The organism is Streptococcus sp. 959 (assembly GCF_013277075.1).
Lineage (GTDB): Bacteria > Bacillota > Bacilli > Lactobacillales > Streptococcaceae > Streptococcus > Streptococcus pseudopneumoniae_C.
The window spans coordinates 19,856-37,921 of sequence record NZ_VMMF01000005.1 but is presented as its reverse complement, the minus strand read 5'-3'; the positions used below and the strand labels follow the sequence as shown (position 1 = coordinate 37,921).

11 protein-coding genes and 1 tRNA gene are annotated in these 18,066 nt (G+C 40.6%); 2 read left to right on the top strand and 10 right to left on the bottom strand.

The features are described 5' to 3' along the window. Positions 1 to 23 precede the first annotated feature (23 nt). The gene (locus tag HT717_RS01815) at positions 24 to 5,210 is read left to right on the top strand and encodes an SIALI-17 repeat-containing surface protein (protein ID WP_173304236.1); all 5,187 of its coding nucleotides are present in this window, start codon (positions 24 to 26) and stop codon (positions 5,208 to 5,210) included. Between the two features lie 367 nt (positions 5,211 to 5,577). Here HT717_RS01815 and HT717_RS01810 read toward each other — a convergent pair whose 3' ends face one another. From HT717_RS01810 to HT717_RS01775, 8 genes are all read right to left on the bottom strand, one after another. After that, positions 5,578 to 6,381, bottom strand: a complete 804-nt coding sequence (locus tag HT717_RS01810; RefSeq protein WP_173304234.1) for an ATP-binding cassette domain-containing protein — start codon at positions 6,379 to 6,381, stop codon at positions 5,578 to 5,580. 12 nt (positions 6,382 to 6,393) lie between these two features. After that, entirely contained in the window at positions 6,394 to 7,287 is an 894-nt protein-coding gene (locus tag HT717_RS01805; protein ID WP_173304232.1) for an ABC transporter permease, read from the bottom strand. Between the two features lie 11 nt (positions 7,288 to 7,298). Next, positions 7,299 to 8,276: an ABC transporter substrate-binding protein gene (locus tag HT717_RS01800; RefSeq protein WP_173304230.1), complete on the bottom strand. Its 978-nt coding sequence runs from the start codon at positions 8,274 to 8,276 to the stop codon at positions 7,299 to 7,301. 556 nt (positions 8,277 to 8,832) lie between these two features. Beyond that, positions 8,833 to 9,759, bottom strand: a complete 927-nt coding sequence (locus HT717_RS01795; protein ID WP_001291288.1) for an ATP-binding cassette domain-containing protein — start codon at positions 9,757 to 9,759, stop codon at positions 8,833 to 8,835. Positions 9,760 to 9,769: 10 nt separating this feature from the next. After that, positions 9,770 to 10,837: an ABC transporter ATP-binding protein gene (locus tag HT717_RS01790; RefSeq protein WP_173304228.1), complete on the bottom strand. Its 1,068-nt coding sequence runs from the start codon at positions 10,835 to 10,837 to the stop codon at positions 9,770 to 9,772. A gap of 8 nt (positions 10,838 to 10,845) precedes the next feature. Further along, entirely contained in the window at positions 10,846 to 11,772 is a 927-nt protein-coding gene (oppC, locus tag HT717_RS01785) for an oligopeptide ABC transporter permease OppC (RefSeq protein WP_000103691.1), read from the bottom strand. Further along, positions 11,772 to 13,268: an ABC transporter permease gene (locus tag HT717_RS01780; RefSeq protein ID WP_061087582.1), complete on the bottom strand. Its 1,497-nt coding sequence runs from the start codon at positions 13,266 to 13,268 to the stop codon at positions 11,772 to 11,774. The genes oppC and HT717_RS01780 overlap by 1 nt, the downstream gene beginning before the upstream one ends. 66 nt (positions 13,269 to 13,334) lie before the next feature. Then, a complete protein-coding gene (locus HT717_RS01775; protein ID WP_049541022.1) occupies positions 13,335 to 15,323 on the bottom strand; it encodes a peptide ABC transporter substrate-binding protein in 1,989 nt (662 codons plus the stop codon). Positions 15,324 to 15,490: 167 nt separating this feature from the next. Here HT717_RS01775 and HT717_RS01770 point away from each other — a divergent pair. After that, a tRNA-Cys gene (locus tag HT717_RS01770) sits at positions 15,491 to 15,561 on the top strand. A 178-nt stretch (positions 15,562 to 15,739) separates the two neighbouring features. Here HT717_RS01770 and HT717_RS01765 read toward each other — a convergent pair. Next, positions 15,740 to 17,071 carry a hemolysin family protein gene (locus HT717_RS01765; protein ID WP_173304226.1) on the bottom strand — a complete coding sequence of 444 codons (1,332 nt, stop codon included), beginning with the start codon at positions 17,069 to 17,071 and terminating at the stop codon, positions 15,740 to 15,742. Positions 17,072 to 17,224: 153 nt separating this feature from the next. Next, a complete protein-coding gene (gene endA / locus HT717_RS01760) occupies positions 17,225 to 18,049 on the bottom strand; it encodes a DNA-entry nuclease EndA (RefSeq protein ID WP_173304223.1) in 825 nt (274 codons plus the stop codon). Between the last annotated feature and the right edge of the window lie 17 nt (positions 18,050 to 18,066).

Genomic DNA, 18,066 nt, shown 5'->3' with positions numbered 1-18,066 from the left:
CGCTTTTAATTAAGGAGGTTTCTATGGAAAAAATTTGGAGGGAGAAATCCTGTCGCTACAGTATTCGGAAGCTAACGGTCGGCACAGCCTCTGTTTTGCTTGGAGCGGTTTTTCTAGCTAGTCATACCGTCTCTGCTAATACTATCGAAGTAAAGCAAAACGAGCCTGCATTAGAAAAAACTACAGTTAAGACAGACACTGTAACGAAAGCAAGTGAATCAACTGAGCACACACAGCCAAACGAACCAATTGATCATACAAAACCAGTTCTAGCCGATAATAGTGCTTCTGAAAGCAAACCCGCTGAGGCTGATCTTACTTCTGCTACAACTAACCAAGCAAGCACCGAAGCTATTGTCAAACCTAACGAAAATAAGGAGAGCGAGAAACCAGAACTTCCTGTGAACAAGCAAGAACATTACGAATTACATTACAACCAACCAACTGCTCCTTCCTATGATGGATGGGAAAAACAAGCCCTCCCAGTCGGAAATGGGGAAATGGGTGCCAAGGTTTTCGGACTCATCGGTGAAGAAAGAATCCAGTACAACGAAAAAACACTTTGGTCTGGAGGCCCACAGCCAGATAGTCAAGACTACAACGGAGGAAACTACAAGGACCGCTACAAAGTCTTAGCCGAAATCCGTAAGGCCTTAGAAGACGGTGACCGTCAAAAAGCCAAACAACTAGCAGAGAGAAATTTGGTTGGGCCAAACAATGCCCAATACGGTCGCTACCTAGCCTTCGGTGATATCTTCATGGTCTTTAATAACCAAAAGAAGGGCTTGGAAAATGTTACTGACTATCATCGTGGCTTAGATATTTCTGAAGCTATCACAACTACCTCCTATACTCAAGACGGGACAAGTTTCAAACGAGAAACCTTCTCTAGTTATCCAGATGACGTCACTGTTACCCATTTGACTAAAAAGGGAGATAAGACGCTTGATTTTACCCTTTGGAACAGCTTGACTGAAGATTTACTTGCTAATGGAGATTATTCTTGGGAGAACTCTAAATACAAACAAAGGACTGTTAGCGTTGATTCTAATGGTATTTTGCTCAAGGGAACTGTCAAAGACAACGGTCTTAAATTTGCCTCTTATATTGGTATCAAGACAGATGGACAAGTCACTGCTCAAGATGGCTATTTAACTGTTACAGGAGCAAGTTATGCAACACTGCTACTCAGCGCCAAGACTAATTTTGCTCAAAATCCGAAAACCAATTACCGCAAGGATATTGATGTAGAAAAAACTGTCAAATCTATCGTAGAAGCTGCCAAAGCCAAAGACTATGAGACTCTGAAAAATGACCACATCAAGGATTACCAAAGCCTTTTCAATCGTGTTCAATTAAACCTCGGCGGCAGCAAGTCTAATCAAACTACAAAAGAAGCTCTCCAAACCTATAATCCAACAAAAGGGCAAAAACTAGAAGAACTCTTCTTCCAATACGGACGTTACCTACTGATCAGTTCTTCTCGTAACCGGACAGATGCCCTGCCTGCCAACTTGCAAGGGGTCTGGAATGCTGTAGATAATCCACCTTGGAACTCAGACTACCACCTCAATGTCAACCTACAGATGAACTACTGGCCTGCCTACATGAGTAATCTCGCAGAAACGGCTAAGCCAATGATTAATTATATTGATGACATGCGTTACTATGGCCGTATCGCTGCTAAAGAATATGCCGGTATCGAATCCAAAGAAGGTCAAGAAAACGGTTGGTTGGTTCATACTCAGGCGACACCATTTGGCTGGACTACTCCTGGCTGGAACTATTATTGGGGTTGGTCTCCAGCTGCCAATGCTTGGATGATGCAAAACGTCTATGACTACTACAAATTCACCAAGGATGAAACTTATCTCAAAGAAAAGATTTATCCAATGCTCAAGGAAACTGCTAAGTTCTGGAATTCCTTCTTGCACTACGACAAGGCTAGTGACCGTTGGGTTTCTTCTCCATCTTACTCGCCAGAACATGGAACTATCACGATTGGGAATACCTTTGACCAATCTCTAGTTTGGCAGTTATTCCACGACTATATGGAAGCAGCTAATCATCTGAAGGTCGACCAAGATTTGGTGACAGAAGTGAAGGCTAAATTTGATAAGCTCAAACCACTTCATATCAACCAAGACGGCCGTATCAAGGAATGGTACGAAGAAGACAGCCCGCAATTCACCAACGAAGGCATCGAAAACCATCACCGCCACGTTTCTCATCTGGTTGGACTCTTCCCAGGTACTCTATTTGGCAAGGATCAGCCTGAATATCTAGAAGCAGCACGCGCAACCCTAAACCACCGTGGAGATGGTGGAACTGGTTGGTCTAAGGCCAATAAGATCAACCTCTGGGCCCGTCTCTTAGATGGAAATCGTGCCCACCGTTTGTTGGCAGAACAGCTTAGATCTTCAACCCTAGAAAACCTCTGGGATACCCACGCGCCTTTCCAAATCGATGGTAACTTTGGCGCAACCAGCGGTATGGCAGAAATGCTCCTTCAGTCTCACACAGGCTACATTGCCCCATTACCAGCCCTTCCAGATGCTTGGAAAGACGGTCAAGTCTCAGGCTTAGTCGCTCGTGGTAACTTTGAAGTCAGTATGAAATGGAAAGAGAAAAATCTTGAAACGCTATCTTTCCTTTCTAATGTTGGTGGAGACTTAGTCGTAGACTATCCAAATATCGAATCTAGTATTATCAAGATTAATGGCAAGGAAGTTCAAGCTAGTCGCCTCAAAGATAACCGTATCCAACTTGCGACTCAAAAGGGTGATGTCATTACATTTGAAAACTTCCCTGGACGAGTGACTCGCTTATCAGCCCTTCGAAAAGATTCCGTCACAGCTGAACTCGACTTTAACACAGTTGAGGGAGCAACTCATTATGTCATCCGACGAGAAAGCAAGGATGAAAACAGCCAAACTCCTAGCGTTCGTGAGTTCATCACCAACCAAACTCACTTTATCGATCGCTCAATTGATTCTAGTCATGCCTATACTTATAGCGTTAAGGCTATGCTAGGGGACCGTACAACACAAGTTTCAGACGTTGCCTCCATCGATGCCTTCAGTGAGTTGATGGATGACCGTGACAAGCGCATCCAGTACGGCTCTGCTTATGGAAACTGGGCTGACTCAGAACTCTTTGGTGGAACAGAGAAATACGCCGATATCTCAAATGGAAATTACTCCGATAAGGATGCGACTGCAACTATTCCTTTCAATGGACCTGGTATTGAAATTTACGGTCTCAAGTCTTCTCAATTAGGACTAGCTGAGGTTACAATCGATGGTAAATCTGTTGGAGAACTTGACTTCTATACAGCAGGAGCCACTGAAAAAGGTGTATTAATAGGACGTTACACAAATCTATCTTCAGGTTCTCACCTCATGACCATCACTGTTAAGCGCGAGCACAAAGGACGTACAAACGAGCGTGCAAAAATTTCTCTCGACTACTTCAAAGTCTTCCCAGGCCAAGGAGCAACTGTTGAGAAAATCGACGACCGTGACCCTCGTATCCAGTATGGTTCCATGTTTAAGGATTGGAGCGATGCAGAACTCTATGCTTCTACAGAAAAATACGCTGACATCAACGCTGATGATAGCCTTGCTTCTGAAGCCACTGCAACCATCCCATTCTCTGGAACAGGTATCCGAATCTATGGATTAAAAACGGCATCACTTGGCAAGGCACTTGTCACACTGGATGGAAAAGAAATGCCAGCCCTTGACTTCTACACTCCAGGAGCGACTGAAAAAGGAGCTTTAATTGGCGAATTCACCAATCTAGCTGATGGTGATCACGTCCTAACTTTGAAAGTAGATCCAGATTCTCCAGAAGGGCGAAAGAAAATCTCTCTTGATTCCTTTGATATCTTAAAGGCACCATCTGTGTCTCTCGATAGTCCAAGCCTTGATCCTATTAAGTCCAAAGATAAGACTGTTACCTTAACTCTACCAACTGGTAATTGGGATGGAGTCGCTGTCACCTTCCCTGGTATCAAAGATCCTCTTCTACTCAGAAAAGTCGATGATGACCATCTTGTCACATCAAGTGAACAAACTGTTCTAACCATTAAGGATAACAAGGTCCAACTAGACATTCCTGAAACTACAGATCGTAAAGCTGGCAATCCGATAGAAGCTTATGCTATCCAAGGAAAAACAATAAGCAGCTCTGTTGTAACAGTATTTCCTAAGGATGAAACCATTCCAGTGGAAGAAAAAATCCAAACAAGTAAAGGGGATGAGCCTGCTCCAGTAGTAACCATACCTGAGTACACAGATCCTATTGGTACTGCTGGGGAGCAAGGGGCACCTTCTGGGGAAATTCCTGAATACACCGGTCCTATCGGAACTGCTGGGGAGCAAGAAGCACCTACCGTGGAAAGACCTGAATACACTGGTCCTATCGGAACTGCTGGGGAACAGGAAACGCCTACTGTGGAAAGACCTGAATACACTGGTTCCATCGGAACAGTTGGGGATCAGGAGGCACCTTCTGTGGAAAAACCTGAATACACCAAATCTATAGAGACAGGAAGAGAACAGAAAGCTCCTACCATAGACGGTCCTAATTATAGTGAATCTGGTAAAGGAGCTAGGCAAGAAAAAACATCTACTAGCAGTATTGCTGAGTATAAACTTCGTGTCTTGAAGGATGAAAAGACTGGTGTTGAGATTATTGGCAGAGCAACTGACTTAGAAGGAGTTTCGTATCTCTCTAGCAAACACGTGTTGGCTCAAGAACTCTTTGGCAAGATATACGATGCTTATGATATTCAATTTAAAAATTCAAACAACCATAATATACAACCACGGGGGGCTGTTTTAGTTAGACTACCAATTACAGCTGATGTAGAAAATATTTATTACCTAACTCCGACAAAAGAATTGAAATCACTTTCTTTCACTATTCGTGATGGTATGGCAGAATTTACTACTAGTCTCTTTAGTACATATGCGGTAGTCTATCAAAATGTCAATACTCCGGAAACATCAATAAACAAAACAGTTGCAACAACCTCACTAAACTTTGAGCAGGCTTCAACTACCGATAGTCCTTCCCAGCTGGAAAATACTCATCTCAAAGAACAACTTCCAGAAACTGGTGAATCCTCAAATCCACTGCTCTTCTTATCAGGACTTAGTTTAGTCTTAACATCCATCTTCCTACTAAAAAATAAGATGGATTAAAACTACAAACTTATAAGAGTGAATTAGAGAGCTATCTCATCCGAGAGTAACACAAGTTTGGTATGTAGCATTTCATTTACCATTCAACTGATATCTTTTAAGATAATATTCTAAGCTACAAACCAGTCCTTTTTGTCTTGAGGACTGGTTTTAATATCGTATATCTAGTTCCCATCTGATAGATTATACTCAATAAAAATCAAAGAGCAAACTAGGAAGCTAGCCGCAGGCTGCTCAAAACACTGTTTTGAGGTTGCAGATAGAGCTGACGTGGTTTGAAGAGATTTTAGAAAAGTATCAATTTCATATTTCTACCTATCCATTCATACTAATAAAAGACTGAGACACCCTATCTCAGCCTTTTTCTTTATCCCAACACTAATTCATCACTGACTAGACTTTGGCCACTATTTTTCTGGAAGAGATGCATGAGGTCTTCAACCGTCAGATGCTTTTTCTCCTCTCCCTTGACATCCACCACTATCTTGCCTTGATAGAGCATAATGAGACGATTGCCGTACTCAATCGCATGATTCATATCATGGGTAATCATCAGAGTGGTCAACTGATGGTGTTCCACAATCTTTTGCGTCAAGTCCATCACCATTTGACTAGTTTTCGGGTCAAGTGCCGCAGTATGTTCATCCAACAACAAGAGCTTAGGTTTCACCAAGACTGCCATGACTAGAGTCAAGGCCTGTCTTTGTCCTCCTGAAAGGTATTGAGTATCCACTTTCAAGCGATTTTCAAGACCAATATTCAACTCTTTCAAGGCCTCTTGGAACTGGATTCTGTCCTTCTCCTTCACACCCCAACCAAGTCCTCTCTTTTGCCCACGTCTCAAGGCAATAGCCATATTCTCCTCAATCGTCAAACGAGAAGCTGTTCCCATCTTCGGATCTTGAAAAACACGAGCAATATCCTTGGCTCTCTTTCGTACACTCAGATTTTTAATGGATTTCCCTTCCAACAAAAGGTCCCCTTCGTCCACCGATAGATTGCCAGCCAAGATATTCATCAAAGTGGATTTCCCTGCGCCATTTCCACCAATCACAGAGATAAAATCTCCCTCTTCAACCTCTAAATCTAATCCTTTGAGGACATGGTTTTCATTGACCGTCCCTGCTTCAAATGTCTTGTGAATATTTTCAAGTGTTAACAAACTTGCCATAACTTTCTCCTCCTATTCATTTCTCAATTTCAAACCACGAATCCTTAATCTCTTTTGCAACTCTGGTGCAAATAGAACCAAAGCTAACAAGATCGCATTAAAGAGACGAACCAGATTTTGATCTAAATTTGGAATTTCATAGATATTTAAAATAATCAAACGGTAAACAATGGCACCGATTCCGATGGATAACAAGCGACCTCCTATGGTCAAATCGTGAATCAAGACCTCCGCAATAATGACTGCACTCAAACCAACAACGATGGTTCCTGTCCCAGAAGTTACATCTGAAAATCCATCATTCTGAGCAAATAAGGAACCACATAGAGCAATCAAACCGTTTGAAATCATGTAACCAACAATCTTCATGGTGTCTACATTGACCCCATTAGCCTCACTCATAGGAATATTGTCCCCAGTCGAACGCAAGACCAAGCCAATCTCCGTTTTCATCAAAATAGTCAATACCAAACAAACAAGTAAGAGACAGGCCAAGCTGAATGAGAAAACAGCTTCTTCATTTGTCAGCCCTAAGCTCGCTAATTGCTTAAAGACAGTTGAAGAATCTCCCAAGGAAAGATTAGGCACACTTCCCATGATTTTAATATTGATTGAATAAAGCCCTGTCAAGGTTACAATCCCTGTCAAGAGAGCTGGAATTTTCATCTTGGTGTGGAGCATTCCTGATACAAGACCTGCTACCATACCTGCCAACAAGGCAAGTAAGGTCGCAATCCAAGGATTTGTCCCTGCCTGTATCTGTGATACGACGACAGCTGCGCCCAAAGGAAAGGCCCCCTCAGCAGTCATATCCGCAATATCCAAAATACGGAAAGTCAAGTAGACTCCAATGGCCATAATCGACCATAGCAAACCTTCTGATAAACTAGATAATACAAAACTCATCTTAAACCTCCCTATTCCTTGCTTTCTAACTTACTAATATCAATTCCTAGTGCATCTGCCATTTCTTTATTGGTATGCAATTCCAATTTTTCAGGCAACTCAACTGCTATATTTTCTGGCTTCTCACCTTTTAAGACACGAATCAACATACGAGCTGTCTGTCTTCCCAATTCTTCATAATTGGTACCGTAGTTATACAAGCCACCAACAGCAATCATTTCTGTTGAACCACCAAATACTGGAACCTTGTGTTTAATAGAAACCTGCTTAACTGTTTCCATGGTTGACGAAATGATATTATCCGTTGGTACAAAAACCATATCCACCTCTGCCATCAAACTCTCTGCTGCCGCCTTGACATTGTTACTGTCCAAGACTGTTTTTTCAACAACGGTAAATCCTTTTTCTTCCAGAAGTCGCTTAGCTTCATCCTTTTGGACAACCGAATTTGGCTCACTCTGAGTATAAAGAATTCCAATTGTTTTAGCCTTTGGCAACACTTTCTTTATCAAATTGATTTGGGTTGAAATGGCATCTGATGACTGGTCGCTTGTCCCGGTCACATTGCCCCCAGGATGTTCTCTGGACTCAACCAACTTGGCACTGACAGGGTCTGTTACAGCTGAAAAGATAACCGGTGTCGTTTGTGTTGTATTAGCCAAGCTCTGAGCAGAAGGCGTTGCGATGGCTAGAACGACATCACTAGATTCTGCTAGTTGCTGGGAAATCGTTTTAAGATTTCTCTGCTCTCCCTGTGCATTTTGCAAATCAATCTCGATATTTTTCCCTTCAACATAGCCTTGTTTAGCTAGCTCATCCACAAAACCCTCTCTAGTAGCGTCTAAGGACTGGTGGGTAATAAACTGCGAAATACCGATACGAAAAACATCTTTTTTCTTATCCGCCTTCAACTGATGCAAACTGATCAGAGAGGTCAAGAGGATCCCCACTACCAAGAGGGGGGCTAGTAATTTTCGAACAACTTTCATAATGAAACTCCTTCTCAGAAAAGATAATACTCAATGAAAATCAAAGAGCAAACTAGGAAACTAGCCGCAGGCTGTACTTGAGTACGGCAAGGCGATGTTGACGTGGTTTGAAGAGATTTTCGAAGAGTATAAAACAAAAAACCGCCTAGATAATACCTAAACGGATGCTTGAAATAATCTAACAAGTTATAACTTTGCTAGTCCATTTAGATATTCATCTATATGGACCACAATCAAAAACCTTAGCCACATAGATACAAACAAATTGCTTGAACTGTTTGCATCCATGGTGACATGTCTACAAACACTATCTAAAGTAGCTAAAGTAAAAGTTTTGATTCATCGTTACAGCTTGTTTCTTATTCATTTCTTTTTCTGCTTTCTTTTTTGATGTTTCCTATCTTACCACCTTTTTCATTAGCTGTCAAGAATATTTCAGAATTTTTTAAAATTTTTCGAAAATTCTTTCAAACCACTTTCAAAGTTTTTCAAATTAGTCCAACAAAAAAGGTTTATAATTTCCATAAAAATTGACATGGAAATTATAAAACCATTCTTAGTTTAGTCCTTGTTGATAACGTGCCAATTCGGCTTGGTTCGCCCAAACATAGTGACCTGGACGGATTTCTACCATGGATGGCTTATCAGTCTCATAGTCGTGTTGACTTGGGTCGTAAACCTTCAAGACCTTCTTACGTTCCAAGATTGGATCTGGGATTGGTACCGCTGAAAGTAAAGCTTGAGTATATGGGTGAATTGGATTGTTAAACAATTCTTCTGTTTCTGCAACCTCTACAATAACACCCTTGTAAATAACTGCGATACGATCTGAAATAAAGCGAACGACCGACAAGTCATGGGCGATGAAGAGATAGGTCAAACCAAGTTCTTTTTGGAATTTTTTGAGCAAGTTCAAGACTTGGGCACGTACAGAAACGTCCAAGGCTGAAATTGGCTCATCTGCAATAACAAAATCTGGTTGCATGACCAAGGCACGGGCAATACCGATACGTTGACGTTGACCACCTGAAAATTCATGAGGATAACGAGTCAAATGCTCAGCAAGAAGGCCCACTTCACGGATGATATTTTTAACTTTCTCTTTACGTTCTTCTTCATCCTTAAACAGACGGTGATTGTAAAGACCTTCAGAAATAATATAATCAACAGTCGCACGTTCATTCAAACTTGCTGCAGGGTCTTGGAAAATCATCTGGATACGACGAATCAATTCCGCAGCCTGTTCACGCGATTTCTTACCATTAATCTTTTGACCATCAAAAATGATATCACCATTACTTGTATCATTTAGACCGATTATCGCACGACCAATAGTTGTTTTCCCACTACCTGACTCACCTACAAGCGAGAACGTTTCTCCCTTGTTGATAAAGAAGTTAGCATTTTTAACCGCGACAAACTTCTTACTTCCTTCACCGAAGGAAATTTCTAAATCTTTGATTTCTACTAATTTTTCAGACATTTCCTTCCTCCTAATCAGCTAGATGGGCAAATCCCATTTTTTCACGGATCTTATCATGGAGATTTGCAATCACAGCTGGTTTTTCTACTTTTGGAGCATCCTCATGAAGTAGCCAAGTTTTAGCCCAATGTGTCTCTGTTACTGAAAATTGAGGAGCCTTTTGTTCGAAGTCAATCTGCATTGCATAGTCAGAACGCAAGGCAAAGGCATCCCCTTTCAGGTCAGTATAAAGTGACGGAGGTGTTCCTGGGATTGAGTAAAGATCCCCTTTATCATCAGCAAGCTGAGGCAAGCTAGACAAGAGACTCCATGTATATGGATGGCGAGGGTCATAGAAGACTTCCTCAACAGTTCCATACTCAACAATTTCTCCTGCGTACATAACCGCTACCTTATCCGCAATACTTGCCACCACACCAAGGTCGTGAGTAATAAAGATTGTTGTGAAATGGTACTCGTTTTGTAAAGATTTCAGCAAATCAATAATCTGAGCTTGGATGGTTACATCCAAGGCAGTCGTTGGCTCATCACAAATCAAGACATCAGGTCGGCAGGCAAGGGCAATCGCAATAACGATACGTTGACGCATTCCTCCAGAATATTGGAATGGGTATTCATCAAAACGTCTATCTGCATCTGGAATCCCAACCTTATTCATGTAGTCAATGGCCAATTCTTTCGCTTCTTTAGCTGTTTTTCCTTGGTGTTTTACAATAACTTCTGTAATCTGGCTACCAATTGTTTTAATTGGGTCCAAACTAGTCATTGGATCTTGGAAGATAGTCGCAATCTTAGCCCCACGAATTTGTTCCCAATCCTTGTGAGAAGATAGAGCTGTCAAATCCTGACCACGGTAGTCAATACTTCCTTGGGCAATACGACCATTTTCTTCAAGCATACCTGTGAAAGTCTTTGTCAAAACAGATTTACCTGATCCTGATTCACCTACCAAGGCTAATACTTCTCCTTCAACTAGTTCAAGGGAAACGCCACGAATGGCTGTCAATACTTTGTCACGAACGTCAAATTCCACGACAATATCGCGAGCAGTCAAAATTACATTTTTTTCTTTTGTCATTTCTACTCCTATCTATGTGTACGTGGATCACTAGCATCCGCTAAGTTTTGACCAACTACGAAAAGGGACAAGGATACCAAGACAAGGGTTGTCAATGGAATCCAGAACAAGTAAGCATTGGTTGTTACGTTTTGTGAATAATCTGAAATCAAACGACCCAAACTTGGCACTGTAATTGGTAATCCAAGACCAAAGAAAGACAAGAAGGCTTCGTATGAGATAAAGCTTGGAAGCATTTGAGTCATGGTTGTCACAATAACAGATACCAATTGAGGCATGATATTTTTTGCAACAATCTTCAAGGTTGGAGTTCCCAAAGTACGTGATGCCAAGTTGTATTCCAAGTCACGATAACGCAAGATTTGCACACGGATCATGAAGGCAATCCCAATCCATGTTGTTACACTCATGGCAAAAATCAGATTCCAGAATCCAGCTCCGATTGAGTAAGTCAAGACAATGACAATCAAAAGAGATGGGATGTTTGAGATAACGTTATAAACTTCCATCATCACGCGGTCAACTGATTTTGAAATTCCCCAAATACCACCGACAAAAACACCAATAACCAAGTTAATCACTGTCGCAATCACAGAAATGAGGATAGAGTTACGAGCTCCGAACCAGACACCGTCAAAAAGAGATTTACCGTTACTGTCTGTACCGAACCAATGCTCAGCATTTGGCTTGATATAACGAGCACTAAAGTCGTTTACCTTGCTGACATCATTGAAATCAAACTTAGAAAACATTGGGTAGATGAAACTCATCAAAATAATAGCTACCAAGATTCCCAACATGACTACAGTTGATTTTTTCTTCATAAATTGTCTAAACACTGAACCCCAGTATGAATAAGCTGGCGCATCAATGGCTTCAGAGGCAAAATCGTCACGTTTTACGAACTGAAATTTTTCTTTATCGATTGTAGACATTATTTGCCTCCTTTCTCAGTCAATTTAATACGTGGGTCAATAATCGTCATCCAAATATCTCCTAAAAGAAGTGAGAAGATAGAAATACATGTAAAGATGAAGACAAGACCTACGACCATAGAGTTATTAGATGCTTTTACAGAGTCAATCAACATTTTACCCATACCTGGGAAGGCGAAGACTGTTTCAGTAAGAGTTGCACCACCGATAACCCCGATAACGGCACCAGGAATTCCTGAAACCAGCGGAACCATGGCATTTTTAAAGATGTGTTTGTTTGAAATTTCTTTTTCAGACAAACCTTTGGCACGAGCAAAACGTACAAAGTCTTGCGACTGCAAGTCAATCATGTAACGACGAATCCAAATAGCTGTACCAGGAGCACCCAATAAACCAAGGATAACTGCTGGTAAAACATATGAACGCCAATCTCCAGCACCCAAGATAGGGAATGAATCTGGCAAGCCGATTGAAGAACCAGCCAAACGAACGATATAAACCAAGGCAATTGTTGGAAGAGCCATCAAGAAGGTCAAAGCCCCTGTTGAAAAGCTATCAATCCAAGTGTTCTTGAAGCGAGCCATAGCTGAACCAAGTGGCACGGCAATCGCATAAGAAATCACCAAACCAATCAATCCAACGACAGCAGAGCTGGCAATCATAGAAGGATATTGGTAGTTACTTTCAGTCGCTGTATAGGGATCATCTTTTCCGTAGTTAGCTACTTCACGAGAATCAGCTTGACTAGGTGATTTGTAGGTTCTTGAGTAAATATTTACAGAAGAAGTTTTCTTACCTGTTGGGAACTGAACTTGAGCCGTTTTTGTTTGTCCTTGTCCCTGAGTAATAACCTGTAAAACAGGGCTATTAGCATAGGTTGGATAAGAGTCACCTAAATTGATGTTCACAAAGTTTTGATGCACAAATGGGAACTGACTGTTAAAGTACAAGAGATATTTATGTTTGGTACCTGAACCAACCAATGACCATCCGATAGCTGGATCGTTTTCGAAACGAAGGTAACGTTTCAAGTCTGGGTTTTCAGGGTCTTGAATTTTATTAGTATGGTCAATGTCAATCAAGTTAGCATAGAATTTGAAAACACGTTCAAAAATTGGGATTTCACGAGTAGCGTAGAATTGGCCACTTTCAGTAAATTCTCCCAAGGTCCAACCATGACCGATTTGTTTGATGTATTTTTCATAGATAGCCTTGTTGGTGTCATTAGCTTCAACTGTTACAGAAGCATCCATCTGGCTAGCTTTTTCTTGCAATTCCTTGGTATCGTAGTACTCGATATAGCCCATACGCTCATAAACGGTATTTTCATAGTTATCACGTTTATCAGCAGTTGTCGCAATCTTGTTATAGTTGGTATCCTGTTTGAAAATCAATTTTCGAGGAACCATTGTATAGATAATCGTGTAAGTCAAGGTTGTTACTAAAAAGATAGAAACCAATGACCGCAAAACACGCATAAAAATATATTTTTTCATATCATTTCCTTTAAAAATCCCAAAAGAACCTTCTCCTCATGGAGAGAAAGTTCTATTGAAAATTATTTACTTCACATGACTTGCCAATTCTTTTTGAGCTTTCTCGTTTGACTCAGCCTTTTCTTTCAACCATTTTTCACGAGCTTTTTCATACTCTTCTTTGGTGATTGCTTTTTCACCAACTTCAGTATACTTCAAGTATCCTGCATTTTCACCTTTAAGACCAGCTACAGAATATGAAGAGCTAAATGGTAGAACCTTTGAAACAAATGAAACGGCTGTTTCTTTAGGAGAAGCCATTACTGGAATTGTCAAAGCATTATCAGTCAACCAAGCTTGTGCTACTGCGTATTTTTCATAACGTTTTTGAACATCTTGGTTTTCGCTGTTTGCGTCATCAAGTAATTTTCCATAGTCAGCCAAACCAAGTTTACTTACTACTGATGCATCCGTGTTTTGGTCAATACCAAGGTAAAGGCGAGTGTTTCCTCCCTTGATGACAAACTGATCCAAGAAAGTAGACGGATCTTGATAGTCAGGGTTCCATCCTGACAATGTATGGATATCCCAGTCTTGCTCTTTAGCTGTTGGAGCACTAAATGAAATTGGTAAAGCTTCTGCTTGGGTCATTTGTTGCAAGTCTACGACAACATTATCTGAACCCAATACCTTTTCAATTGATTGCTTCAATGATTGGACACGGTTTACAACCGCTGTTGATTCTTGGATAACCAAGGCATCCAAGTGGATTGGGAATTCAACACCTTCAGCTTGTAGGCTTGATTTAGCTTTAGCAAAGACTTCTTTCGCTTTTTCTTCATTGTAAAGGCCATTTTGAGAATCTGCTAGAGATACGTTTGACCAAGTAGAGGAATTTGTCTTAGCCAAGCTATCTTGTACCAATTCACCAAATGTTTTCTTACCAACTTGAAGATTATATGGTGCAAATGTATTACGGATGGCTACTGCAGCTCCATCAGTACCATTTGTTTGAGCTGAATAAGAATTGCGATCGACCGCAAAGTTCAAGGCTTGACGGAATTCCTTGTTTAGCAATGCTTTCTGAGTAGATGTCTTTTGGGCATCACTTGTTTTAGCAGTGTGGTTATAGGTTGTACGGCCATAGTTCAAGCTGACAGTTGCAACACCAGCACCTGGTTCGTTAAAGTAAATGTTATCTTTGAAGTCAGCTGCATATTTTTCATATGTCGAACTTGTAGGGAAGATACGCGCCTTGCTATATTGACCATCAGCAAAACCTTTGGCAATCACATCTTGGTCCTTACCATCCCAGAAAGTGAACTTAACGTTCTCAATTTTTACATTTTCTTTGTCCCAGTATGCGTCATTTTTAGCCATCTCGATAGATGATTTTGGAGTTACAGATTTTAAGACAAATGGACCGTTATAAAGAATAGAGTTAGCATCTGTTGGGGCACCAAAACCTTCCCCTTTTGAAGCTAAGAATTCTTCATTAACTGGCATCAAAACACCACTAGTTGTCTTATCATTCCAGAAAGTTTCTGGCTGGTTCAAGGTATATTCTAGTGTTTGATCATCAAGTGCTTTTACACCAACGGTTGAAAAATCGCTTGTTTCACCCTTGATGTATGCTTCTAATCCCTTAATAGAAGAGCTAACGATTGAAAGTCCTTTTGATTTTCCATCTACGGCGTGTTTCAAACCAGTAACGAAGTCTTTAGCAGTGACAGGAGCGTACTCTTCTCCCTCTGCTGTCACCCATTTAGCATCCTTACGGATTTTATAGGTATAAGTCAAACCATCTTTTGAAACTGTCCATGATTCAGCAATAGAAGGAACCAGGTTACCGTATTTATCATTAGCCAACAAACCATCTACAGCATTTGTTGTGACGAATGATGTTGAGTCGATATTGCTAACGATATAATCCAAAGTTTCTGGGTCTGTTTGATAAACATATTGGTAATCTTTTGCTAGTTTAGCATTATTTGAACTAGTGTTTGAACACGCAGCTAGAACTCCTGACGCTAATAAGGTAGCCCCCGCTACAGCAAGCACTTGACTTTTTTTCATTTCTTTACTCCTCTTATAAAGTATAGGTTATTATTAATTATACCATATATTTTAAGATATTTCAAGAAAAGTAAACGAATTTTCAGAATATTTAGGCTTATTAACACAAAAAATCTGAAAAAGCTATTGACTGAAAATCATTTTCAAGGTATAATAATAAACGTTAAGGCGGTATAGCCAAGTGGTAAGGCACGGCTCTGCAAAAGCTTGATCGTCGGTTCAAATCCGTCTACCGCCTTCTATAACTTGAATTATCAAGTTACAAATGAACAGAAAGCCCCATTTGAAGGGCTTTTTTCTTTTGATAAATACATATAATTTACAAACATTTTGAGTCTGAGTTTCTCGAGGACACAATTTTCTTTTGAAATCAACTGAAAAAAGCTTCGTCACGCATGGTGACAAAAGCCTCTAGTTTACTCTGTTTCTTCTTCTATTTCAAATTCTGTGATCTGGACTTTTACCTTGGTAACACGTCCATTTTTCACTTTATCATTGGTTAGGATAAGCTGTTTGTTTTGGCTGACCAATTCATAGCTGAGTTTCTCAGTCGTTGGAATACTCCCAATTCCTGTCAAATAATAACCAGCGATGGTATCAACGTCATCACTTTCCAGCTCAACATCAAAGTAGCTATTAAAATCATTGAGATTCATGGTACCTTGAACAATGTAAGTATCATCGCCAATCTGATGAACATCTATTGCTGCTTTGTCCGTTTCATCATCAATCTCGCCTACAATTTCCTCTAAGAGGTCTTCTAGGGTCACCAAACCAGCCATACCACCATATTCATCCAGCAAGATTGCCATTTGTCTTTGAGTATTGCGCAATTCTTTTAGCAAGTCATCTACAAAAATGGTTTCAGGAACAAAGAGTGGATCTTGTAAGATTCTCTTCCAGACGATATTGTCAAAACCGTCTACAAAGGCTGCCTTAAGAAGACTCTTGGTATGAATGATTCCAATCACATTGTCCTTATCCCCATCATAAACTGGGATACGGGAAAAGTTTTGTTTTAAAATACTTTGGATAATGGTTTGACTATCATCCTGAATATCAACCATGAAGGCATCCGTCCGAGGAACCATGACTTCTCTAGCCATCAATTCGTCCAGTGAAAAAATTCCCTGTAGCATCTCAATTTCGTCAGCATCTAGTGTTTCTTCACTATTGGTCAGCATGTACTCAATTTCATCACGGGTCATTTTTTCGTCAGCATCATCAAAGGTCATAGGAGTCAAACGACTCAAAAGATTGGTAGATGCAGACAAAAGCCAAACAAAGGGACTAACTAGTTTCCCAAGGCCAATAATAACTGGCGCTGTACGAACCGCTAAAGCGTCCTTTAGATTAAGAGCGATTCTCTTAGGATACAATTCCCCAAAAACGATGGAAATATAAGTCAAAAATGCTAAAGATAGAAAACTTGCAATAGCATAAGCTGTTTCGCCATTTCCAAGCCAAGATGCAATTTCTCGTCCCAGAGTTTCTGCCAAACTCGCCCCTGACAAAATCGTAATCAGGGTAATCCCTACTTGAATAGTTGATAAAAAGTGGTTAGGATTTTCTAGTACCTTCAGCAGACGGATATAGCGTTTATCCCCTTCTTCTGCCTTTTGTTCAACACGCGCACGGTTTAGTGACACCATGGCCATTTCTGTGGCTGAGAAAAAGGCATTCAATACCGTCAAGATAAACAATAAAACAAATTGTAGCAACAAATTCTGACTACTTGGGTCTTCCATAGTTCTTCTCCTAAAATAGTATCTTATCCTTTATTATATCACAAAATTTAATACAGTACATATTATTTTTTATCAGTGTCTATTGTAGTCCTTCTTAAACTAGTAAAAATGAACTCCTACATCCACAAGTGATATAGGAGTTTATCTTATCTTTTACTGAGTTACCGTTACTTCTCCAGTTCGGTAATCCAGTTGAAGTCCCTTTTGAACATTGGGAACTAGAACATTGAATTCCAATTCTCCGTCTGAAGACTTGGCTTCAATCTGTGAAGCTGAAGGAACCAAATCCTCATTTGTAGCGTAATAAAGGGTTACACGGTAACGAACACGCTTGTTTTTATCCAAGGCCTTGCGTACCAGGCTTTCATAGTAGTTTTGACCTGTCGAATCCTCGGCTTGCGCCTGATTTGCCCAGGCTGTCTGAACAGCAATGTTTTTAGGATTGCTTGTTGAGGCATCAAAACCATCCAAGCCACCGATTAAGGCATAGCCTAACAAGTGACCTCTATCGACTGCATGGGTATAAGAACCCCTTAGATTCTTAACCTGATGCCAGCCTGGAGGAGTCCATGAAGTCGAACCATTCCCCGTTTCTTCACGATTCTTGTACTGTCGGGTTGCCTTAGACAAGAGGGCATTAGCTACAGTTGGCACAGTTTCCTTGCCAACTGTCTTTGTTTTATTATCAGCGTAAGGTTTACTTGAAACCTTGGCATCTAGATTGGTTTTATTGCCATTGACGATAAAAGCACCGGATCCATTCCACTCCAGACTCCCTTTTATTTGACTCTTAACTGCATCTGTTAAGACACTTTCTGCCAATTCTTGACTAGGAGCTTCCGAAGCTTGCTTTTTCTGACTAAGCTTGGTTTTAGGACTATTAGCTGTCGACTGCATCTGCTTGATATAATAACTCCCTGCAGACAAAAGCAATAACACTAGCAGTCCGATCAGTGTCTGTCTTGTTTTTTTGTTCATATTTCTCCTTATCTCTA